This is a genomic window from Croceicoccus hydrothermalis (assembly GCF_022378335.1).
Classification (GTDB): Bacteria; Pseudomonadota; Alphaproteobacteria; order Sphingomonadales; family Sphingomonadaceae; genus Croceicoccus; species Croceicoccus hydrothermalis.
Map to the genome: position 1 here is coordinate 1 of NZ_JAIQCI010000060.1, position 21,841 is coordinate 21,841.

A 21,841-nucleotide genomic window follows, 5' to 3' on the forward strand; every position below is an offset into this window, starting at 1 on the left:
CCTAAACATCAATTCCCAGACGAGGCCCAAGCTCCGCTAATTTACGCAGCTAGGTGTGCCAAATGTTCTGACGACGGACAGCGCACGGCCTCGCTTATGGTGCATGGTAAACTCCAACTTCAGGGACTGCAAAACAGGCTGCACCGATCAGCAGTATCGCGCGAAAGCCACGCATTATATCATATTAACGCTGAAAAGCAGTGCCCATGCCAAACTAACGCGTCCGTCGCCTGACATACCATGCGATTGCCACCGGCAGGGCCAGCGCCATCGCGACCGGCGTTGCCAGCGACAGGATGGCAAAGGTCCAGTTCTGCCAGTTCGATATACGATCGTGGGCGAATTGTTCGACCTGGAATACGACCTGGATCACGCCCGAAACGCCGAGGATGCCGAACAGCAGGTTAAGCAGCCTTTCCTGCGTCTGCGCGTGCTCGTCATCTTTGTCGCGTTGGCGGCGATGCAGGTCCCGTACGTCTTCCTCAAGCGCGGCCAGCGCACCCTGATAGGCTTCTTTCAGGCGCGACGTGCCGCGCAGCAGCTCAAGCTCTTCAAAGACATCGCGCTCGGTATCGTAACGAAATGGATTGCGATAGCGATGCCTTTCATATTTCTCGAACGCATCGCGGCGCACGGCATTGATTTGCGCTTCCGCCTCGGCAAATCTGCCGCTGCCGATCTTTGCCTGAATCTCGTCTATGGCTCTGAAGGTCTCGTCCTCCTGCTCGCGGGTCAGCGCCTCGTTATGCATGGCGAGTGCGTGGATCAGAAAGGCATACGGGCAGGTTCCGATATGATCGTTCCCCACCTCCAGCGTGCGCGAACGGGGGACGAAGGTGATCATCGCACGGGGATTGGCAAAGCGGACGAAAAAGCCCTCTTCCTCCTGTTCGTCCGATTTCGGATAGATAGGGTCAAGACTGTCGAGCACTTCGCTCGCTTCCTGATTGGTGAAGTCGATGATGTTCTGGCTGAAGCCCGCGAGGAAAAGATAGGCCAGCCGCGTTTCCGCAGGACGGCTGCGCAGACGGCGAACGCTTCGCCAGTAATCGGCGCCCAAAAGGACATGGGGGGATGACGATTGCGCGGCCTTTTGCTGCGCGATCAATTCCGGATATGCGCGGAATTCGGCATCGGGCACACGGGTGCGGCGCTTGACCAGCACGCCTTTCTCCACCGGCTCGATCAGTTCGAAAAACCGGCGGTCATGGAAATAGAAACTGGACCGGTTGGCAGGAACCGTCAGGCCCGGCATCTCGATCGAGGGCACTTTCTCGACCGCGTCGTCAAACGCGGGCAGCCCGATGGCGCAATCGGTTTCCAGCAGGTCACGATCCGCATGATAGCATCCGGCCACGAAATCCCAGAACGGCACGGCTTGCGCGTCGCCAGCCCCGCGCATGACGGTCAAACCCGCCAGCGCGTCGAGACCTTCCGCCCCCCGTGCCGGATCGAATTCCTTGGGCCATGCCAGTTTCTGCAAGAGCGACAGGAAGTAATAGGTTGCAGGCACCGTACCCGCGCGTTCAGCCGCAAGATCGGGTCCATAGCGATATTCGAAGCCAAGGTTCCAGCTGAAGGCGCCATCGGGATAACGGTACCAGAACCGGCGCAGGGAAATATCACGGTTGCGGCGTTCCGGTTCGATCCGCACTGCAAAGGCACTGCCTTCCGTCATCCACTCGACAAGATCGGGCATGGCAAAAACGAGCGTTTCGGCGGGGCCCGCGCAATACAGGCGGTCAGGCACTTTCTGCTGGCGCGACCGGTCGGCGATATCGTTGAACAGGGGATCGATCGCCTGGCTGAGAGCCAGTGAGCGATCGCATTGAAACCCGTCCGGCACTGCCCCGATGCGCGATCGTGGCAAATAGAACGACAAGGTCCAGTAGAGCGTCCGGTCTTCGGCAACCGATCTTGCCGCTGCCATGGTCTTGATCAAGTGAAGCCCCCCAACATTCACGAAACTTGCGGTTCAGCCCGCCATCAGCCGCAATCGCCGCGCGCCAGTTCCAGGATTGAACCGCATCGCGGCCAGTTCCCCCTGTCACCGGATAGCGTCTCCAGCGCCGGTCCGATGTCCAGCAGATCGATCAGCCCGCCTGCATCGGCGCGCGCACCCAATTCTTCCAGCTGGGCGGCGGCGGTCGGATCGACGGTCGGATCCTGCCCCTTCAGCACCGAAATCCGGAAAAAGCTTTGCAAATGATCGTGGAGAAAACGCGCGGACATATGTGGTCCGTCGAAGCCCAGAACCGAATAGACCAGCGCATCCTCGGCCGCCTGATCCGCCGACAGGGCCGGCTGCACATAGGCAAAGTCAACCGCCCGCGCGCCCAGATGCTGCCAAAGCCGCAACCGCTCGACCTGATCGGTCCCGCCTCTTTCGTTGTCCTCCTCATACTCGGCCGCCGTCATGCGGAGAGGATCGTTCTGCTCGATAAATATGGCGGGATTGCCCGTCCGATCGCCCAGAGCGCGAACCGACAATTGCGCCACCATGGCCAGCAACAGGCGCGACAGTCCCCTCCCCCGTGCGGCCTGATCGACGAAAAGATAGTTCAGCGCAATCGAGGTGGAAGGATGACCGTCTATCGCCTGTATCGCCGATGCCAGAAAATTGGCGCCTCCCAGCAGGGCTCCCTCGTCATCCTCGATAACAGCGATGAGTTCGCGGTGCGATGGCGGGCCGGAACATCCCCTGTCGGCATTCATCGCGAGGCAGGCACGAAATCCCGCGATATCCTCCTTCTCGTCGGGGAGCACGAAAGCGCGTTCATAGGCTTCGAAAAATTCATCGACTATGGGCGATGCGGGGCTGGCGGTTGCCCTGATGCGCAGGCCACCTTCCAACGACAGAGCCCATACTTCATCGGAATCGGGAATAGGCTGATTGACCTGCATCAGTAACTATTAGCCTTCATTCAGAAACGTGTCAGCCGCCCTGTCGCTGCATCATTTCATATGGGAAGCTAAATGCGTTCAGGAACGTCGCTGTCGGTCGAACATTTGCAGCAATACCAGTGCAAAAGTCACAGATTTTCAAATTCCCCTCCCCTTCAAAAAGCACAGCGCAGTGCGTTATGATGGGAAGTGAGACAAGCTATGAAGCAATACCGCCACGCCAATTGGATTGCGTTTCGAAAGGACGTTATCAAGTTACACAACGGCTGTTGTGTCCGTTGTCTCCGTTCGGGCATAGACGACGACGTAGTACTGCAAGTGCACCTCAAGCGATACATTCGTGGGCGATTGCCGTGGGATTATGAAACGACAGACTGCGAAGCCCTGTGCAAGGGGTGCCATGCCGCAGAGCATGGTCATGTCATGCCGCGTGACGGATGGAAGTGGGTTGGCGTCGATGATTTGGGCGAGTTGGATGGTAACTGCGAGTTGTGCGGGACCGAAATTCGCTACGTCTATGCGATCGAACATGAAGCATGGGGCGCGATGGCCGTCGGAACCGATTGCTGTGACCATCTAACTCAAACAAATGACGCGAGTAAACATCACGAGATCTACCTGAAATCGATCGATGCGAAAAAGCGTTTTGTGGGTTCAAAGCGTTGGAAGATCAGGCCTGACGGAACACATGTAATCAACCAAAAAGGAATTCTGGTCGAAGTTCGTGAAACCACCGATGGTTTCGGCATCGCGATGAACAATGTTCTGGGCAAGCAAAGGTTCGACAGCATCATCGATGCAAAAATCAAAATCTTCGAACTCATCCGTTCCGGCAAAGCCCAGTCATATCTGGCAAGCCGCCGCCATCGATATGATAACTTCGATCTCGATAGCATTCGCACTTCACTGGGTTTCAACAAATAGGAGCGCGTAGCGGCGCGTGCGGAACAGACATCACGCTGACTGCAACGCATTCGCCAATGGTTGGCGCGAGGTTGATACCACTGAAGGCCGTTACATCGCGTGTAGATGACCGAATGTACGGCAGGCAGGTTGTCCGACAGGAAAACTACTGGAAACTGCGTTGCCGCTCTTTCGGCTCACTCGACCTGCCTGGTCGTCAGCCACTCGGCAATAGCCCCCTCATCGAGTTCGCCTGAGGCAAGCTGAAGTACCATCCGGACTGCATCTTCTGGTTTATAGGTAATCTTATAGCCATTCAGCGCCAGAAAAAGCCGCGCGAGCACCCAGGCAGTCCGCTTATTGCCATCCGTGAATGGATGGTTACGGGCCAGACCATAGGCGTATGCAGCAGCGAGTTTGCAGAGATCGGTATCGCCATAGGCCCACTGATTGCGAGGGCGGTCTAAAGCAGATTCCAAAGCATCCGCATCGCGCAGTCCGATGGGGCCGCCATGCTCCGCCAATTGACGATCATGAATGGCAAGCGCCAGTTCGGTCTCAATCCAGACCGGTTCGGATGTTTGCACCATTTTACTTCGCTAGTGCGCGCAGGATATCCCTGTCTTCACGCATAATACGTTCTGCCAAAGCCATTTTGGCTTCGAACGAAGGGTCCGACACGGTAATGCGGATTCCTTCGGGCGTTTCAGAAATGTATAGAGTATCACCCACGCCCGCCCGAAGCTTGGCAAGCAGTTCCTTGGGCAAAACAACACCGGCAGAATTGCCGATTTTAGTGATCTTTAGGCTCGCGTTCATACGTTGGTTATAACGCGCCAACGCGTTCGGCTCAAGTCCAACCGAACGTCTGGCCCAATGGGCGCAAAGGGTCATTATCCATTCACAGCTTTGGCCTTCCAATCATTCCCGCTCAACAGTCACCCGACAAGTATTGCGACACACGCTTCTGGGTCTTGAGCCTGGGTCGCCGCCCGTCGCGAAGGTCCTGCACGAAACGAGGGTCCGCGACGACAGTTCTGCCGAAGGTACTCGCCCGCATTCCGGTTCGCGCCATATAGGTTTCAATCTGCTCCAAAAGCTCCATCGACCTCGACTCACTTTCCGCTTGCGTTCTTAATTTGTTCTTAATAGGAAGAGTTCCTATAGTCTAGGACAGAAATTCCTAGACGGACCCAACAGGACCAACAGCGATGGACGATGCGCGTAGAGCTCTGGACGAACTGATCCAGCAAAGAGGCTGCAACTATTCTTCGGTTTCCCGGCTCCTGGGACGCAATGCGGCCTATATCCAGCAGTACATCCGGCGCGGTAGTCCGCGGCAATTGGACGAACAGGATCGCGCGGTCCTGGCGCGCTTTTTCGGGGTGGACGAGAAAGTCCTCGGCGCGCCCGAGCGGCGCGCAGGCCCAGTGGTCGAACTGGTCCATGTGCCTATTCTCGATGTCGAGGCCTCGGCAGGACACGGCGCACTCGCCGAGATGGAAGCCAAATGCGCCCAGTTCGGGTTTGACGAGAACTGGCTACGCCGGCTGACGGCGAGCAAGGCAAGCAGTCTTTCAATTATCGCTGTGCATGGCGATTCCATGGCGCCGACACTGGCCAATGGCGACGAAGTCATGGTCGATTTGAGCGACGGTCAGGCGCGGCTGCGCGACGGGATCTATGTCCTGCGCATGGACGATATGCTGAGCGTGAAGCGTGTCGCGATCGAACCACAGGGCAAGCGCGTCTCCGTGCTGAGCGACAATCCTGCCTATCCCAGCTGGCGCGGGCTGGAGAAGCGCACGATCAATATCGTGGGCCGCGTGCTCTGGTTCGGCCGCGCATTGCGCTAGATCCCGATTTCGAAAGGCTTGGTGAGCGAGCGGTCGAGTTCGGGCGGCTCGCGGGTAGGTGCTTGCGTCGGATCGGTTGCCCTTCCCCTGGCCTGTCCGGTGGCTGCGGCATGGCGCAGCAGATCGACCGTCTCGAGCGCCGAGCGCTTCATGCCCGGATTGTGCTCAACCGCGGCTTCGAGCCTGTCGGCATTGTCGACAAACAGGGTGAGGCCGTCGCGCAGGCGGGTTATCGTCACGAGAAATGTCTGCTGGTTGGCGAGTTTGCGTTCTCGGCTGTCCATGACGGCAATCCCGCGGTCGGAGGTCAGGCCCTGCGCCATATGCGCGTTGAGCGCATAGGCAAGATCGAGGCGCTCGAGCATGGGATCCTTGAGCCCCAGCTGGTGTTCGACACCGAGCGAGGTTCTGACCGTCACCGATTTCCCATCGACCGCCACGATGCGCGCCTGATCGGCGTTGAGCAGTCCGCGCTTGTGATCCGTTGCCGTCCAGCGGATGCGGTCACCATCGTGAATTTCGAGTGGGCGAACCTCAAACAGACGCAGCGGATCCTGCTCACCTTGCGGTCGCATTTGGCCCGGCCGAAATTCAAAGCGCTTGCCCCGCTCGTTCTGTAGCATCACGCGTTCGCGGGCGGGATCGGTTTCGATCACATCATAGCGGCCCTTCTGCAGCCCCTGCCCCCTTTGCCGGCGGTCGACTTCGAGCACCATGCCGGCCGCATAGCTGCGCGCATAACGCATTTCCTCACGCGTCAGATTGACGCGCGACAGGACATTCAGCCGCAAAGAACCCGGTCCCAATTCGCCATTAGCCTTGAGCCCGATCTGGACGGCGTCATTCACCTATCCGCGCAAGTTGCGACCCGAAGCATAGATAGCGGTCACCTCCCGCTCTGCAGGCGAAAGCGATAGCCAGGCCGCCGCAGCATCGACGGCAGCTGTATTTCCCGACGCGACGACATGCGGGCCAAGATGTCGTAAGCCCTCGTCGATATTTCCGCCCTGCGCTGCATATTGGGCATCGCGCAGCGCCGTCTCGCGGGCCCGGAGATTGGTGTTCATGATGGCGGTTTCGACGCCTGCCTTCTGCATGACGTCGAAGGGTTTGCCCGCATCGACAGCGCCCAATTGCTTCCTGTCGCCGATGCTGGCGAAGCGGTCGAGCTGAAGCAGATTGGCGAGGCGCACGAGCTTTTCCTTGTCGGCATTGCCGACCATCGAAGCTTCGTCGAGCAGCACCGTGGTACCGCGCAGAGACGCGCGAGCTTCGGCAAGCCTCGCCTGGTCCGCTCCTTCTAGAAGGCCCTGATGTTGGCGTAGAAAGCGCGCGACCGTCATCGAGGGAATGCCGGTATCCCGTTCGAGCATCTGCACGAGCGTGTTCTGGACTGCGAGCCCGAGCACGGACGTGCCTTCCTCGCGCAAGATGTCCGCCACAGGTTTGAGGACGGTACTCTTGCCGGCGCCAGCTACGCCTTGAATGGCGACAATCCGGTTGTGCGAGGCGAGAAGCAGGCACCCTGCCCCTTCCTGGCCAGGGTTCATGGTCAGGCCGTATTTGAGCTGGGAGAGCGCCTGTAGCCGCTCTCCGGCCACATCAGCTTCGACCACCGCAGTTCCATGTCCCCGGCCACCTTCGACGGCCGCAATGATGCGCTGCTCGAGCCCGATTGCATCGCGGGTTGTGACAAGATTGCGATCTGCACCCTTGCCTTTTTGCAGGTGGCCCTGGCGCAGCAATTGGTCGACGCGGTGTTCGATATCGGCAAGAGTTGTGGGCAAGGCGAAGCCTAGCGCTGAGCGATATATCTCGGTTCGCGAGAAGGCCGCCTCGCGCTCGCCCAAGTGCCTGATCGCCGATGCGACCGCATGAACGGCCGCGATCTGCTCGGGCGTCCGGCGCCCCATGTCGCGAGGCACAAGCGGGTCGCCCTGACGTAGCCCCAGACGCTCCGCAAAGGTCGCAGCCAAAAGGCGCGCGCGCTGGCCGATCGATCGTACTGAATTTCCAATTCCGGAGACAGAGCCAATGTCGGTGGCGGCCCGTGCATTGGCCTGTGCAATGACAAGCCTCGGATCAAAGCCCAACTGCGCTGCTGCCTCGCACCATTGGTTCACGAGAGCCTGGCGGTCTGCCACCGGCCCTTTGTCCGCCCGGGTCATCAGATTGGCCGCATTGCGCGCCGCGAGGCCCTTGCCTTCCATCGTCGAAAGCTTGTCGAGGATCTCGGCACGGCGCGAACTGAAGGCATCACGAACGGGTTTGGGAACGCCCACCGCTTCGAAATTGCCATGCTTGCCGTATTCCCCAACCTGGTAGCCGAGCTTTTCTACGGCCAGGCGGAAGCGCGCCATGGTCATGGCATTGAGCAGCGTGTTGTGCTCCCAGATCTTGTCATTTCTCAGCGCTCGCCATTTGCCATCGGGCCCCTGGGTTACATTGGCAACCACGGCGTGAAAGTGCGCGTTGGGCTCCTGATTGCGGTTCGTATCGTGCTGGAAAAGCCCGATCACGAGATTGCGCGTCGCGACCACCCGTTCCTTGCCTCGGACCTCCATGCGGGTTTCGGCGAGATTCTTCTCAGCCCAGGCCAGAGTCTCGCGGACGGCAGCGCCATAGGCATCGAGGATACGCCTGTCGCCGCCGACAAGGGCAAGGATGGACCAGCTCTTGGGCATCGAGAATGTGAGGTCGGTGCCGGCGCGATGCGCCCTGTTGTCGCTCCCGACACGGCTTCCATCGGGCAGCATGCCCTTGAGCACGGCCTCGAACTGCGAGGCTTCGATAACGCCTCGCAGTCCAAGCGCCTCCGCGCCTTTGCCAAGCCATTGACCAGATCTCTCGGCATCGGCGCGGGTATAGTAATTGTCAGCGGCAAAGTAGTTGGCAGCGCCGCCAGCCGTGCGGACGTTGGCTACAGAGAGCATCAGGCGTCACTCCGCCCGGCGGCGTCTGGCTCGTGCGTCACAGTTCAAAATCGCCGAGGTCGGGACCCTCGTGTGAAGGCTGATCCTGCTCGGGAACGCCGTCTTCGAGCATGAGCTTGCGGGCTTCTGCCTCTCGCTGGCGCTGGGCTATCCGATCGACGGCTTGCGGCTTATCCGAGGGCGGATTGGCCCGCGGCAAGTCGCTTCGGCGTCCCTCCTTCACGCTTTTCGATGGATCCTTCTCATCGGGATGATCGCCTTTGCGGAGCGTCGCATTCGTGGGCAGCAATGGACGGGAGTTACGCGGCGTTGCCGTGCGCTCTTCGGGCGACGATTTTCGCGGATGACCGGACTTACCTGACGGCTTCCTGATGTCGTCGGGAATGTCCTTTTTGTCCTGTTTCGCCGCCTGCTGGCGTGATCGCTTGGCATCCGCCTCGACTACCGGCTCAAGCGGAAGAGTACCTTGCTTTGGGACGACAGGCTTGCCTGCCCCGTCATCGTTCGACGAAGGATGTTCGCTCTGGTTTGTTGGCGGATTAGCAGACGTCTGGCCGCCCCCAGTTTCGCCTTCGGCTTTCCGCATTGGCTCTCGATCCTTGGCCCGACCGACGAAGACATGTGCGATTCTTTCCCGGTCTATCGGCTTCAGACGGACCGGCGCTGCAGGAAAGCCATCCGGGAATTTGATGAAGCCTGACAGGCGCGGCAGGTTCATCAACTGGTCGGGCAGCAGCAAGGGCTCGATATGCTTGCGCGGCGTCAGGCTGACGGCGTCGCGAGCATTGTTGTAGCCATAGGTGTAGCCTTCTTCCATGTCGCGAACCTGGCGATGGCCGATGAAGTCGGAACACCAGGTGGCGGTCTCGCGGTCTGCCGTACCGAGGATCAATTTGGTCCGGGCAAGCGATGCAAGCGTCATCGCCATGTTCTCACCGTAGACCTCCTTGAGCTTGGCGTAGGCATGGATGCCGGTGACGATTGCGCCGCCGAAATTGCGCGCCGTCTGCAGGCCTTTTTCGAGAGCGGGGAGCCGGTGAAGCGCACCCAGCTCGTCGATGAAGAACCAGCATTTGAGGTCCTTGGTGCGGGGCATCGTCATCAGCGTATTCATCGCCGTATCGAGCCACAGTGTGAGAAGCTGCGCGCACACGCTCATGTCGACGTAGCGCGCGGAGATGAAGACCATCGAGCCACTTTTCTTGGCGTTAGTGCCTTCGTCTTCATTGGCGCCCTCCTCGATCCAGTCTCGGACCGAAAAACGGCGCCCGGAAGTGGGCAAGAGCTTCAGCGCCTTGGCGTTCACGTTGAACACTGCCCGAATCGATTCCGCCATGCGCGCGGCTTCAGGAGCAGTCAGGGGATCGGCGATCGTGCCTCGCATCATGGCGTGGACCCGCGAGAGATCAGCGGTCATCAGTTCACGGGCAAGCGCAGCATTGGTGCCCCGCCCTTCGGCCACCAGCTTGAGGCAGAACTCGACGAACAAGGCACGCGCCGCGATGACCCAGAACTGCGCCTCCCCGCCCCCGTCATGAGGCACGAGGGCTTCCGCTGCCGCCCAGAATTCACCTTCGGTGCGGCATTCGTCGAAGAGGCTCCATTGCGGACAGCGCGCGTCGAGCGGGTTCAGAATGATGTCCCGGTCGGCCTGGTAGAAGTGTTCGATGAAAGCGCCAGTTAGGTCGAAGACGACGCAGCGCTGTCCCTTGCCGCGGGCTTCGGCAATCATGTCCGACATGGCGACTGTCTTGCCCATGCCGGTGGTCCCGATGAGCATGGCGTGGCTCTGTTCAAGCCGCCAGGGATAGACAACCGTCGCAAGATGCGAGGGCCGGTATGGAAATGCCGCAGACAGTTCCTTGGGCGAACACAGATGCCATTTCCAACCCATGGCGCTCGAAATCTCTCGGGCGCGCTCGCGCTGGTTGTGCCCGCGCAGCTCATCGACCAGTTCCGGTAGCGTAACGAGCATGGCCCCGCGCTCATGCTTTCGCTCTTTCGAGCGACTGCCGAAGCGCGCTGCGAACCAGTAGAACAACACGAAGGCCGGCACGAGAAGCAAGGCCGAACGCACCAGAGCATCGCCCAGCAAGTCGAGCAGATGATCCCAGGCATTGATCACCGGCGGATAGGCATCGAGCATGATGATGGGGAGCTGGACGGTTCCTCCAAACCCCGTTTCGAGTGCGACCTGTTTGGCCGGATCGAACTCCATGAAGCCGTAGATGGCAGCATAAATTCGCATCCAGACGAGGTAGGCTTCGTGATCGCTCAGCCCTGCCGAAATGGTCCACCAGCTAGTCCAGGAAATGCCGATGGCGGCGATGATCAGCGGCCCCTTGAGACCTGCTGCAAACATGAAGCTGAAGTGTCCGAGCAGCTGACTTCCGCGCGTGAAGTTGACGAGGTTACGCTTCATCGGAACCTCCCTCGCTGGCGTTTGCGGTGAGCCCCAGTTCCTTGCATTTGCGCGCGTAGGCCTGATGGGCTCGCTCACGCAGACTGTGATCGGCATGCCCTGCGAGAAGGGCATCAACGCCGACCATCGTGAACACTGATTGACGGCTGATGCGGTCGACCGATGTTTCGAGCTTCGATGCAAGATCGTCATTTTCGCATGCCTGCGAAAGCAGCGACCGGATCCATTCGCTGACGCTTATATCGCGCCGCTTTGCTGCAGTACGAACCCGCTCAGCGAGCTCGACGGTGACATGTACCTGGAGAGATTTTGGCCGTGTCATGCACGGACTCCTTGTGGTCAGGAGCCCGGACCGCACTGCGAAAGGCGGTTATTGTCTAAATCAGAAACGAGAACATGTCAAGAACGTGCAAGATGCGCAGGAATGCGCCCTTTCTGGCTGCCTTCAATCAAATTCGATTGGCGAATTGGCGACCATTCATTTCTGATTGAGAAGCAGCCATTTTTGCAAGAATCCATCAACACCCTGTATTTGCTATCTTTTTTACTGACTACCGCCTGCGATTTGTCGCGTACGGTGTGCGCGAAGTTGTTCCCTATTTGGACCGTTGTGACCGACCACTTCCCCGCCAGATTTTCGATGGCAAAGGCCTTGGATTCACGTGGATTTAGTAGCCCATCCGGCGCATGATGGATAGCCACCCGAGTACCAAGGTTCACTGCCCAAAAGTGAAATTTGTAGCAAATGGCCACATCTCGCAATCGAACCGCAGTGGCCCAACCTTACGATGGGCGTTCTCCCGTTATCTCTTCTAGCTGGTCGGCGAGTTCATCGGCTTTCGCCTGAAGGACAGCAGCCTCGTCGGTCAGGTTGGAAATCTGATGTTCCGCAATGCGGGTCACGATTGCCGGGTCCCGTTCGTAGGCACGGGCCAGTTCGAAATCGCCACCTTCGCGCAGATCACCGAGCGCTTCCAGGCGAGCCAGAATCTCCGATTGAAGGGCGTCATAAAGCGCCTGAAGATGCTGCAATGAGTTGTCTTCATCGATACCAATTTCGTCACTGCCGAAGCCTGAAAGATAACCATCCGGGTCGGACGCTATGCGTTCCAGCGTATCAATATCGCCGGCATCACGAGCATGGTTTATGGCCTTGATGAGGGCTTCGTACTTCTGACGTTTAACGGGATCACCGGCAAACCTGTCAGGATGAAAGAGGCGCACAAGCTTCTTCCAGAGTGCCGTCAATCGCTCTTTATCGGCATCTGAAAGTGGCCGCTGATCTTCCGCTTCGCGGTTGGCTTGGTCGTACTCAGCCTCGACCTTCTCACGTCGGTGCGCATATCCGGTGTCGAGCTGGACGACGTCATCCTCTCTGCCCAGCAACAGAGCATCAATCAAGGACTGGCGATAATCCACAAGATCGCGCAAGCGGTCTCTATTGCGATGATATGCCCCTACCAAACGGAACAGGGCGGCCTGAACCACGTCGACAGCCATTCGATCTCGGGTGTAGTCCGCTTCTAGCGAAGCAAGACGTTCGCGAGCCGCAGCAATCTTGTCCCTAAGAAGCCTCGCCTCGCGATCACCAAAAACTACCATGTCAGACGAAGTTACCCCTGCGCCCGCATTCGTTCCGGCAGGGCCATTCGCGCGTTTCTCAAAGAGACCCGGCCCGTCTAGGTTCGCAATATACCAGCGTCCCATGGCTGCCGTTCGGGGATTGGATGATCGGGCCAATCCTTCGATCCAGCTACGGAGTTGTGGCTCTCGTGTCGCATCCCGATAGTCTCGCCCGCGAAACTTTCCGAAAGCAAAGCATGTCGGAAACCATTCATCCTCAACGAAAGCTCGGATAGCATCCCATTCTTCGAGACCTCGCGATTCTGCCAGGGGCTTGAGGACCGTGTCCAAGAGATCGATCACGGTCTCGACATCGCCAAGCGCAGTGTGCGCCCCTCTCTCCGGCAAATAGTAGAATTGGCGCAGGGTTTGGAGCTTGCAGTTCCCTGCCGGGACTGGGTCAAGTAGTCGCTGAGCCAACCGCAAGGCACAAAATCCACGCGATCCGATAGGGCTAATTCCTAGTCGCTTCCATTCCGGGATGAGTACCTTGTCGAGATCGTATTCGAGGTTGTATGAGACTAGCGGGAGATCACCTGCATAGTCGGCGAAGGCAGCGTACACTGCTTCTGGCGGAAAGCCGTCCCTCTCAAGAATCTCAGGGGTATAGCCGTGAACCCGGGAAGCTTCGGGCGAAATCCATGCGTTCTGATTGATAAGCTTCCGGAACGGCTCCCCGAATGGTGCCCACCCACGCATTCGCTGCGCGGCCAATTCGACCGTGTATATGGGCGATGAAAGACCGCTGGTCTCGGTGTCCAGAATGATCCAATCTGTATTCATGGTTTCTCGTGCGCGGGAGGTTCGATCTCACCATCAAGTGCGGAGGAAATGCCTAGCCGGTGTAGTGCCAAGCGCGCTGGTTGCGATCCCCGTACCGCTGCGGCGGTGTACAAACAAATTGACCAGATTTGTCGCTCCTCCTCCGTGTATGTCTCGACACTGTCACCATTTTCGACGCTCTGGCCAATGCCAAAAAAAAGCTCCGCGCTCGTGCACCAATCCTTCCGAAGCCAGCGCAGAGCCTCTCCGACATCCTGCGGAACGCCCTTCCCAAAAGCATAGAATTTCGCAATTTTATCGACCGCCCCGAGATGCCCCTTTTCCGCATCGATGCGATACCAATAGGCAGCCTTAACCAGGTCTTTCTCTACCCCATGACCATGCTCGTAACACGCACCGAGCATGAAGCCATCAGCATGGCCATTCTCTGCAGCCAACTCGTACCATCTGAAAGCTTGTGCGTAGTCTTTTTCAACACCGCGACCGCGATAGTGGTAGAAGCCCAACGTTTCTTGCGCGCTCGCAAAATTCTGAGCTGCGGCTTTGCGAAACCAATCGATTGCCTTCACATAGTCGAGCTCAACCCCTTCCCCCCGATCGTATAAATGACCAAGGGCGTCCTGCGCTTCAGGGCAGCCCTTATCCGCCGACATGCGGAAATATTCAGCCGCTTTGGCAGCATCATCTTCAACCCCTTTGCCACAGTAAAAGCAGTCCCCGAGATGGAACTGTGCTAAAGCAAAACCTTGCTCTGCCGCCTTCTTGTACCATCCCAAGGCACTGGGTATATTTTCGACAACCCCCTCGCCAAGTTCGTAAAGTTGTCCAATAGCGTCTTGTGCGGCACTGTGCCCCTGCTCAGCAGCGAGCATGAAGAGCCGGAATGCTTCAGTGCTATCTTGTGGAGCGCCACGCCCCTCGCGAAAAGCAAGGCCGCGTTGATACAAGAGTTCAGGATCGCCGTGCTCCAGTCCGACTTGGTAGGACCCAGCGGCGATCCTTGCAAAGAGATTGCGTGCCCCGCGGTCCTTACCCGTAATGGCACTGGAATCACGCGAAACGGGAAGTTTCTGTTCACCGTTGCTCATCACCAGATGCCTCGTTTCTCGTAATGGCCTCGCAACCAAGTTGCCCCGACAGAGTCGGGTTTACTCGATGAACAGCACACATGCAGGAACCTTCGCGGCAAGCCGATCACAAGCGCTTCTCCCGAGAACGAATTTTATACAAGGGCAGCCACCTCCTCCGCGCGAGTGGAAGGCGAGGAGGTCACCACATGTATAACCGCAGGATGAGAGCAAACGGCCTGAACAGCCCGCGAGCCGGGATGATTCCAATTGCGGAACCGGTCAGCCGCCGCCAGGCAAACGCGAGGATCGGTGCTCGCCAAGAGACGCGCTCCGAAATTATGATCAGACCCGTGGTGTGGGAGCGTTAGCGTTGTCACCTCCCGCAGCAGTTCTCCGTAATGCCTCAGAAAATCGGATTGCCGACGAGAGTGCTTCAATGCAGCATCGCCGGTACCCAACCAGCCAAGTCGGGTCGAAGCGTTCCCATGTGCATAAATGCTGCCAAACGTGCCGATGTAGATGCCGCGGGAGGGAATAGGCCGCCTGCTCGTTGGACCAGAATATAGGCACATCGAGGTGATATTGAGGTCTTTCGAGACGACCTTGTAAGCGGCTTTAAGGCAGCTCGCGTTTCCACTCAGCAGTCTCTTCACGTTCGCGTTCGCTTGCAGCCATGTTTCAATTTGACGTTGCGGGATTCCGCACTGCTTCGCCAACTCGTTTCAGAATAGTCTTCGATGCGAAGCGACAGTTGGATCGACAAATGGTGCAAGTAGCCAATCACCGTGCGGAGAACGTATCAGCATCGCCAAATTATCAGGGATAAGCGATTGGGTAATTTGTTGTGTCGCGGAGCTATCCAGTCGAACCGGTCCACCATCCATGTGACTCACAGTCCCACGGCCGACCAGTTTCCAAGTTGGAGCATCTTCCGTGTCATCCCGCCCCGAAAACGGCCCACCATCCGGTGGCTCCAAGGGGCGATCCCCTCCATCAGGGGCGCCGATATCGCGATTACCAGCCTCAACAAATATAATCTGACGCGGACGAAATCGTGACAGTGCATCGACAGGATCGGTCACAAAAGATTTGTAGAAACTACTTCGGGCTGACGGCCAATCCTCGCTGGCGGATCGGGCAAATGCAATCAAACGATCAATTTGATTGAGGAGAGGCAGCACTATCGTGTCGACCTGCAGTCCCTCCTCACGACTGAGTAGTTGCTCCACGCCGCTTATATGATCGGAATGGACATGCGAGATGAACAGAATATCCAACTTCGATGGTGAGGAACGTGAAAGGAGATATTGGCAAATTTGAAGCTTCCGCTGGGATGCATATCGCTCCATGGAGCCGCAGTCGTACACATACGACACGCTAGGCCTTCCGTTCACATAGATGTCAGCTGAATGAAAAAAGCCCTGACCAACCGGATGCTGCCGCCGCTTGTTAACAATGGCCAATTCGACATCCCATCCGTCAATAGTGAACAAATCAAGCGACAGCTTGTAGGCCATTTCTTTGAATGATCGAGAGTAATCTCAGTGCCGGACCACCCGGCTTCTTGGCTCCACGCTCCCAGTCCGACACGAGATTCTTCGACACGTTGAGATAGCGCGCGAAGACCGGCTGCGAGACATGCTCTGCCTCGCGAATCGCCTTGATCTCGTCCGGCGAAAGAACCGGCGCAGGCGAAAGGCAAGCTTCATCGAACTCGCGCATAGTGCGCTTGTCGATGCTGCCTGCGTCGTGGAGGCCTTCCATCATCTCGTGGACGGCGGCCATCGCCTCGCTCTTGTAGGTCTTTGCCTTAGCCTTGCTCATCGTCTTTCACCTCGACCAATCGGCCTGCTTCAACTTCCGTTTCGATCTGGTCCTCGCCCAGCTCCAGCATGATGCTGGCCGCCTTGCGATAGACCTTCAGTTCCGCCGCACTCAGATTCGCCTTGCCGCTCTTGGCGAAAGCGAACACGAATATGGCCCGCTCGCCCGAGCGGAAGATCAGGATCGAGCGAAAACCGCCCGACTTGCCGCCGCCCTGGCGCGCGATACGCTGCTTGATAAGGCCGCTGCCAAGGTCAGCATCGATCAGGCCGGATTCGGCCCGATGTACGGCATCAGCAAGCGTGGCATCGCTGATCTTTTCCTTTGCCGCAAACTTGGCGAACCAGCGGTTGGCGTAGATGCGGATGCGCGGGTTCTCAGTCATGCAGCAACGCTCCGCTATCATACTTAGTGTTACGGCTCAATGAATATGAGCCGCTCATGTTTTGCTCGATCAGGTCGCCGATCCGCTGCGCTGCCTCGATGACGTGCCCATCGTCAAGATGGGCATATCGGGTCGTCGTTCGCACATCGGCATGACCAAGCAGCTTGCCGATCATCGGCAGGGTTTCGGAATGGGCGGCAGCATGGCTGGCAAAGCTGTGCCGCAGATCGTGGATGCGAACGCCGGGCAGGCCAGCCTCGTCTCGCAGCTTGCTCCACAGATTGCCGATGTCGGTAATCGGGCGCTGGGTGGCCGGATTCCAGAACACATAGCGCTGCTTATCCCGGCGCGGCAAGGCGTGGAGGATCGTCGCTGCCGCTTCGGCCAGCCAGACCGTGCGCGGGCCGGTCTTGCTGTCGGTCAGCAGCAAGCGCCTCCCTCGCACTTCGCTCCATTTGAGGCAGGTGATCTCCGACTTGCGGCAGCCGGTCAGGATCAGCAGGCTGATCGCCGCGCAATGCAGCGGGAAGGTTTTGCCATGCCGGTCGAGCACTTCGCCGATGCGCCGGAACTCCTGGTCAGAGAGGAAGCGCTCGCACTTCCGCCCCTTGTTCTTGCGGATGTAGAGGCATGGGTTCGAACCTTCGGGCCGCACACCCCATGCTTCCGCCTTGTTGAACATGGCGCGCAGGATTTCACCGCAACGGTTGGCGGCGCCGGGGCCGCCAGTGTTGGTGATCCGGTTGAACCATTCTTGCACATGGCGTTCCTCGATCTCATCAAGGAACAGGCCTTCGAATGCCCGGTCGAGATATTTCCGCTTGTAGTAGCGGTGGGTGTAGAGCGTGGACGGCTTCCATTTGGGCGAAACCCGCTCCCAATAGGTTTTGAGAAAGTCCCGGTAGGATGGAACCTTGCGCAGCCGCATGCGCTCCTCCGCCGGGTTGTCGCCCGTCTGGGCACGCAGAAGGACGCGGCGCGCCACGTCCATTGCCTGGGCACGGCTCAGCACCTTGGCGTTGCCAATCGTCACCGTGCGGGTGCGCCCTTCCATTCGTGCCTGGACGATATAGACCTTGCGCCCGCTGGCATAATGCCGGGTGCCAAATCCCGGCAATTCGCGAGTCCAGCAGGTCTTGCGCAGCTCGCCCAGACCACCGCACTTGCCAATCACATGGAGTTTGAGGCTGCCCAGTTCCTCTGCGACGATTCCCCGCAGGGTCAGCGCGTTCATTGCCCGACTCCGATCAGGCGAGCGATGGAGCCGGATACGCGCTCCGCTGCGTCGGCGACGATCTCGTCGGACAGATGGGCATATCGGGTCGTCGTTTCTGCCAGCGCATGGCCCAGCAGCTTGCCGATTACCATCAGCGAGACGTTGTCGCGGATCGCAACCGACGCGAAGCTGTGGCGCAGGTCATGCAGGCGCACATCCGGCAAAGCTGCGCGATTGCGGATTTTCGACCAATGGATGCCGAGCGTGATCGGCTTGTCGGGATTGCGGAACGAGGGGAACAGCAGGCCGGTTGCTTTCCGGTCTGGGAGCGATGCAATCACATCGATTGCCTGCCGGTTGAGATAAACGATCTTCGCGCCAGTCTTGCTGTCAGGCAACATGAGGCGCGGTTCCTGCACCCATTCCCAGCGCAGTTGCTCGATCTCGCCGCAACGCGCCCCAGTGTATACCAGCAGACGGATCGCCGCGACATAGAGCGGCTGCTCGGCCTCATAGTCCCGCAATGCCGTGGCAAGCCGCGCATATTCGTGCGGTGATAGAAACCGTTCCATCGGTTTACGCTTGTAACGGGGCGTGCCCTTGCAGGGATTGGAGCCGCGCGGTCGCAGGCCGAGACGTTCGGCATAGCCCATCATCACAGAGAACACCGGCAAGGTGCGATTGAACACGCCGGGGCGCTCGACGAAGCTGTCGCGCCAGAACAGGATGTCGCCCTTGGCCAGATCGTCGATCCGCCGGTCGCCGAAAGCGCCGAGGATTTCCTTGAAGATGGCGCTCTCGTTGCGCTTTCGGGTCGATGGTTTCCAGTGTCGCGAATAGTCAGCCCAGAAGCGTTCGGCGTAGTCGCGCAGCAGGGGTGCGTCGCTCTTCTGCGCAGCTCGGGCCTTCTTGCGCGTTGGCAGACCGTCCAGCGCTACCTCCGCCAGTTTCGCCCGCGCGAGGCGTCGGGCCGTGGCGGGCGAGATGTCGCGGGACGTTCCGAGCGACACCCGCCGCAACTTGCCGCGCTGGCGAAACAGGACAAACCATGTCCGCCTGCCGCCGGGATTTACCCGAAGGCCGAAGCCCGGCAGGTCAACATCCCAATACTCCCTGAGACGCTTGCCCGGTTTGCGCCGAACGATATTGCCGTTGAGCCGAACTCGATTGCTCGGCTTTGCCTTTTCACCACTCCCAGGCCCATCACCGGACCGGGCCTGAGAATGATTCGTGGCTTCATTCGCTGGTAGCAGATAGCCATTTGCTTGCATTGACTTGCTCCTCTTTGTAGAGGAACAACTTCACGTAACCTATTGCTTAACAATCTCTTTCTGCCGCATGGCGGCGTGGGGTGTGCACCCCTGTCCCCAGCTTCGAGGGTCGGCTCCAGAGGCAAGCCCTGTATGGGATCGACGGATTTGAAGTCCCAGACTAACGGACAAAGACGATGCCGTCGGATGGCCGGTTATGCTAGAGATCCATCGACTCCACACGCACGAAACTGCCTTTGCCGAAATCCCATCGAGGAGCGTTTCGATGACAAACGTAACACTGAGCGCAATGCCCAAAGGCAATGGTTTCCAGGCAACCGTGACCTATGCAAACGGCGTGTCGATCAGTTCGGCGGAAGCCTTTCCGACGAAGGCCAAGGCCATTTCGGCAGCGGCCATGAAGCTGCTCGACATGCCCGATCGGCTGGAGGAATTCGACGCGCCGGACGCCAATGATTGATACCAACGACACTAAGCGCGCGACACATCCGGGAGAAGCAAGAAGGGACCCGAGCAAAAAGAATGGAGGAAGCCCTGACGGACTTCCCCCTCGTTTTCCGGTTCAGAATTCATCATTGAGCTTTCCGGGCACTGTGTCGATGACCCGGTCCAGCATGGCCTTGGGCAGTGCGCCGTAATCGCCCTCATCGACCACGATATAACCTGCCTCACCATCGGTCAGGACATATTGGGTGAAGTAGCTGTGAAGGGACCGGGCATGCGCCTTGTCGAGTGCGGCAACGAAAGCTGCCTGATCGGCCTGGAATGTGCCCTGTGCGATATTCAGTGAAGCGTACATGATCGTGTCCTCCTGATGTTCGATGCGTCGCATCAGGAGCTGCGAGGATGTGGGTGACGGGCCGGGTCAGGGACCGCGCATCGCGCGGCCGCGAAGCGGCGATGGGGGAAACGATTTTTGCCGGGCTTGTCCCGGTAAAAATGGTGGGGCCCCGTCGTCCTTGACGCGGCCCCAAAGCCCGCATCACACTTGGTCTTTCTGCAAGAGAGACCTCTCCAACGTCAGCGTGAAAGGCACTGGCATCGCGGCAAAAACCGTTTTCCTACATGGCCCCATGCTGGCACTGTCACGCGTGGAGGGGACCAACGGCCAGAGAAAGGAATATCTGATGGCCAGGTCCAAACCGAACGCGCGCCATGCGCTTTTGAAATTGCGCGAGCAGCGCGACGCACTCGATGCCGAAGAGGTAAGGCTCCGCGAGGAAGCCGCTCGTGAGCTGGGCAAAATTCTCCTCGAATGCGGCGCCGAGACGATCGAAACGACGCAACTGAAGCAGCTCATCCGCGCATCGCTCACCATCGGGATCGACGATGTTTTGGGGCGGCTCGCCCCCGCCTGAACCTTCCATCGCGGCGGGGTGCGGGCTCGATGCCCCGCCCCGCCGCTCACGTTCCCAAGCAAAAGAAAAGGCCCCGATGGCGCGAGCCACCGGAGCCTTGTCAATGCGGGAGGAACTCAGTCCTCGTCGATGTCGGGGGCACCCTCGTTGCTGGCCGTGCGGCCCTTGGAGAGGAAATCCACCTTGTCGGCGATGATCTCGCAGCCGTAGCGCTTGGTGCCGTCCTGGTCTTCCCACTGCGTATAGTGGATGCGGCCTTCGACCGTCACCATCTGGCCCTTGGTGCAATATTTGGCGACGTTCTGGCCGAGACCGTTGAAGCAGGTGACGCGGTGGAATTCGCTGTCCTTGGCGGTGTAGCCGTTTTCGTCCTTGTAGGTCTTGCCGTCCTTGCGGGCGGGACGGTCGGTGACGACCGAAATCGAGGTGATGCTGGTCCCGCCCTGGGTGGTGCGGGTTTCGGGGTCGCGGGCGATACGGCCTACGAGGATAACGAGATTGGTCATGGTCATTCTCCTGTTCGGGCATCCGGGTCCATCCCGGCTGCAAACCCGACCAGGAAGCACCCAAGGCGAAGCGCACCGAAGGGAAACCCCGATCCGGTTCGGGTGGTGCGGGCAGCCGGACACGCTGCATCGCGCCGGAAAGCGGGCACCGCTTTTCGGCACCGGCGATGCGCCAGACGTGACCGGCAACTCGGCCGGACCTGATCGGGGTTGCGCGTCTCGACTGGGGTGCTTCAGGACAGGTTTGCTTCAAGGCCGGGTTGGTCCCGCATGCCTTCGCCAGGTTGCACCATGGCTTGGCGTTTCATCCCGCTATGGGCTGCCCTCGCGACCTCACCTGCCCCACGGGGCTGGCGTCATAACTCGATCCGTTTAGCACCTCCCGGCGCAGGCGGACGACCACCTGAAGACGCGCCGCCGCCGTCAGCATCACCGCGTCCAGACGGCAACGCCTCGTCCAGACGATGTCCGCGTAGCATCCAGTCCTGAGGCGTGATCAGCCGCCCCCAATCCGCAAAGGAAGGGATGGCGCCGAGGTCCTCGCGGACATGCTGCTCGCCGATCAGGCGAACCGGCACCACGCGGCGATCGGCATTCGCGATCGTGGCCCCGAACAGCGTTTCGAGCATGAATATGCCCTCGGCATGATGCCGCAAGGCCCGGTGCCGCGGATCCGCAAAGATCGCCTTCGACTGGTCGAACCATTGGTGGAGCGGAAGATAGTCTTCCACCACCCCGCCCCATTTCCGGATCGACGACTGGGCGTGATAATAGCAATGCGCCATCG

General features: G+C 59.1%; 21 protein-coding genes and 1 pseudogene. 4 read left to right on the plus strand and 18 right to left on the minus strand.

The genetic code is table 11. The features are described from left to right. Positions 1–214: 214 nt before the first annotated feature. Both K4G67_RS16815 and K4G67_RS16820 read right to left on the minus strand, forming a co-directional pair. Positions 215–1,930: a hypothetical protein gene (locus K4G67_RS16815; RefSeq protein ID WP_239807409.1), complete on the minus strand. Its 1,716-nt coding sequence runs from the start codon at positions 1,928–1,930 to the stop codon at positions 215–217. 56 nt (positions 1,931–1,986) lie between these two features. Then, entirely contained in the window at positions 1,987–2,904 is a 918-nt protein-coding gene (locus K4G67_RS16820; protein WP_239807410.1) for a hypothetical protein, read from the minus strand. Between the two features lie 201 nt (positions 2,905–3,105). Here K4G67_RS16820 and K4G67_RS16825 point away from each other — a divergent pair, with 201 nt between their 5' ends. Next, positions 3,106–3,828: a hypothetical protein gene (locus K4G67_RS16825; RefSeq protein WP_239807411.1), complete on the plus strand. Its 723-nt coding sequence runs from the start codon at positions 3,106–3,108 to the stop codon at positions 3,826–3,828. 176 nt (positions 3,829–4,004) lie between these two features. Here K4G67_RS16825 and K4G67_RS16830 read toward each other — a convergent pair whose 3' ends face one another. Both K4G67_RS16830 and K4G67_RS16835 read right to left on the minus strand, forming a co-directional pair. Beyond that, complete coding sequence (locus K4G67_RS16830) at positions 4,005–4,397, minus strand: type II toxin-antitoxin system death-on-curing family toxin (RefSeq protein ID WP_239807412.1); 393 nt, start codon at positions 4,395–4,397, stop codon at positions 4,005–4,007. Between the two features lies 1 nt (position 4,398). Beyond that, positions 4,399–4,626, minus strand: a complete 228-nt coding sequence (locus K4G67_RS16835) for an AbrB/MazE/SpoVT family DNA-binding domain-containing protein (protein WP_239807431.1) — start codon at positions 4,624–4,626, stop codon at positions 4,399–4,401. A 392-nt stretch (positions 4,627–5,018) separates the two neighbouring features. On the opposite strand from K4G67_RS16835, the gene K4G67_RS16840 reads away from it, so the two are divergent. After that, entirely contained in the window at positions 5,019–5,663 is a 645-nt protein-coding gene (locus K4G67_RS16840; protein ID WP_230280444.1) for a S24 family peptidase, read from the plus strand. Here K4G67_RS16840 and mobF read toward each other — a convergent pair. The 11 genes and pseudogenes from mobF to K4G67_RS16895 form a co-directional block, all read right to left on the minus strand. Further along, positions 5,660–8,596 (minus strand): annotated as a pseudogene (gene mobF / locus K4G67_RS16845) (MobF family relaxase). The gene K4G67_RS16840 and the pseudogene mobF overlap by 4 nt on opposite strands. Positions 8,597–8,633: 37 nt before the next feature. Beyond that, complete coding sequence (locus K4G67_RS16850) at positions 8,634–11,018, minus strand: type IV secretion system DNA-binding domain-containing protein (protein ID WP_239807413.1); 2,385 nt, start codon at positions 11,016–11,018, stop codon at positions 8,634–8,636. Then, on the minus strand, positions 11,008–11,340 hold the full coding sequence (locus K4G67_RS16855; protein ID WP_082737277.1) for a ribbon-helix-helix protein, CopG family: 333 nt from the start codon (positions 11,338–11,340) through the stop codon (positions 11,008–11,010). Before K4G67_RS16855 ends, K4G67_RS16850 begins: the two co-directional genes overlap by 11 nt. 77 nt (positions 11,341–11,417) lie before the next feature. Further along, the gene (locus K4G67_RS16860) at positions 11,418–11,738 is read right to left on the minus strand and encodes a hypothetical protein (RefSeq protein ID WP_239807414.1); all 321 of its coding nucleotides are present in this window, start codon (positions 11,736–11,738) and stop codon (positions 11,418–11,420) included. A gap of 63 nt (positions 11,739–11,801) precedes the next feature. Beyond that, a complete protein-coding gene (locus K4G67_RS16865; protein ID WP_239807415.1) occupies positions 11,802–13,424 on the minus strand; it encodes a 3'-5' exonuclease in 1,623 nt (540 codons plus the stop codon). Beyond that, entirely contained in the window at positions 13,421–14,512 is a 1,092-nt protein-coding gene (locus K4G67_RS16870; protein WP_239807416.1) for a tetratricopeptide repeat protein, read from the minus strand. Before K4G67_RS16870 ends, K4G67_RS16865 begins: the two co-directional genes overlap by 4 nt. Before the next feature lie 704 nt (positions 14,513–15,216). Further along, on the minus strand, positions 15,217–16,011 hold the full coding sequence (locus K4G67_RS16875) for an MBL fold metallo-hydrolase (RefSeq protein WP_239807417.1): 795 nt from the start codon (positions 16,009–16,011) through the stop codon (positions 15,217–15,219). Continuing rightward, complete coding sequence (locus K4G67_RS16880; protein ID WP_239807418.1) at positions 15,989–16,318, minus strand: helix-turn-helix domain-containing protein; 330 nt, start codon at positions 16,316–16,318, stop codon at positions 15,989–15,991. Before K4G67_RS16880 ends, K4G67_RS16875 begins: the two co-directional genes overlap by 23 nt. Continuing rightward, positions 16,305–16,703: a type II toxin-antitoxin system RelE/ParE family toxin gene (locus K4G67_RS16885; RefSeq protein WP_239807419.1), complete on the minus strand. Its 399-nt coding sequence runs from the start codon at positions 16,701–16,703 to the stop codon at positions 16,305–16,307. The genes K4G67_RS16880 and K4G67_RS16885 overlap by 14 nt, the downstream gene beginning before the upstream one ends. Continuing rightward, positions 16,696–17,937 (minus strand): tyrosine-type recombinase/integrase, encoded by a 1,242-nt coding sequence (locus K4G67_RS16890; protein WP_239807420.1) that lies wholly within the window; start codon positions 17,935–17,937, stop codon positions 16,696–16,698. Before K4G67_RS16890 ends, K4G67_RS16885 begins: the two co-directional genes overlap by 8 nt. Beyond that, positions 17,934–19,064, minus strand: coding sequence for a tyrosine-type recombinase/integrase (locus K4G67_RS16895; RefSeq protein WP_239807432.1), 1,131 nt, complete (start codon positions 19,062–19,064; stop codon positions 17,934–17,936). The genes K4G67_RS16890 and K4G67_RS16895 overlap by 4 nt, the downstream gene beginning before the upstream one ends. Before the next feature lie 391 nt (positions 19,065–19,455). On the opposite strand from K4G67_RS16895, the gene K4G67_RS16900 reads away from it, so the two are divergent. Next, positions 19,456–19,650, plus strand: a complete 195-nt coding sequence (locus K4G67_RS16900; protein ID WP_239807421.1) for a dsRNA-binding motif domain-containing protein — start codon at positions 19,456–19,458, stop codon at positions 19,648–19,650. 102 nt (positions 19,651–19,752) lie between these two features. Here K4G67_RS16900 and K4G67_RS16905 read toward each other — a convergent pair whose 3' ends face one another. After that, positions 19,753–19,989, minus strand: a complete 237-nt coding sequence (locus tag K4G67_RS16905; RefSeq protein ID WP_239807422.1) for a hypothetical protein — start codon at positions 19,987–19,989, stop codon at positions 19,753–19,755. A 328-nt stretch (positions 19,990–20,317) separates the two neighbouring features. Between K4G67_RS16905 and K4G67_RS16910 the strand changes: the two genes are divergently transcribed. Next, positions 20,318–20,548, plus strand: a complete 231-nt coding sequence (locus K4G67_RS16910; RefSeq protein WP_239807423.1) for a DUF6437 family protein — start codon at positions 20,318–20,320, stop codon at positions 20,546–20,548. A 116-nt stretch (positions 20,549–20,664) separates the two neighbouring features. Here K4G67_RS16910 and K4G67_RS16915 read toward each other — a convergent pair whose 3' ends face one another. Together K4G67_RS16915 and K4G67_RS16920 are read right to left on the minus strand one after the other, a co-directional pair. After that, positions 20,665–21,054, minus strand: a complete 390-nt coding sequence (locus K4G67_RS16915) for a single-stranded DNA-binding protein (RefSeq protein WP_239807424.1) — start codon at positions 21,052–21,054, stop codon at positions 20,665–20,667. Between the two features lie 356 nt (positions 21,055–21,410). Then, positions 21,411–21,839 (minus strand): DUF6915 family protein, encoded by a 429-nt coding sequence (locus K4G67_RS16920; protein ID WP_239807425.1) that lies wholly within the window; start codon positions 21,837–21,839, stop codon positions 21,411–21,413. Positions 21,840–21,841 lie beyond the last annotated feature (2 nt).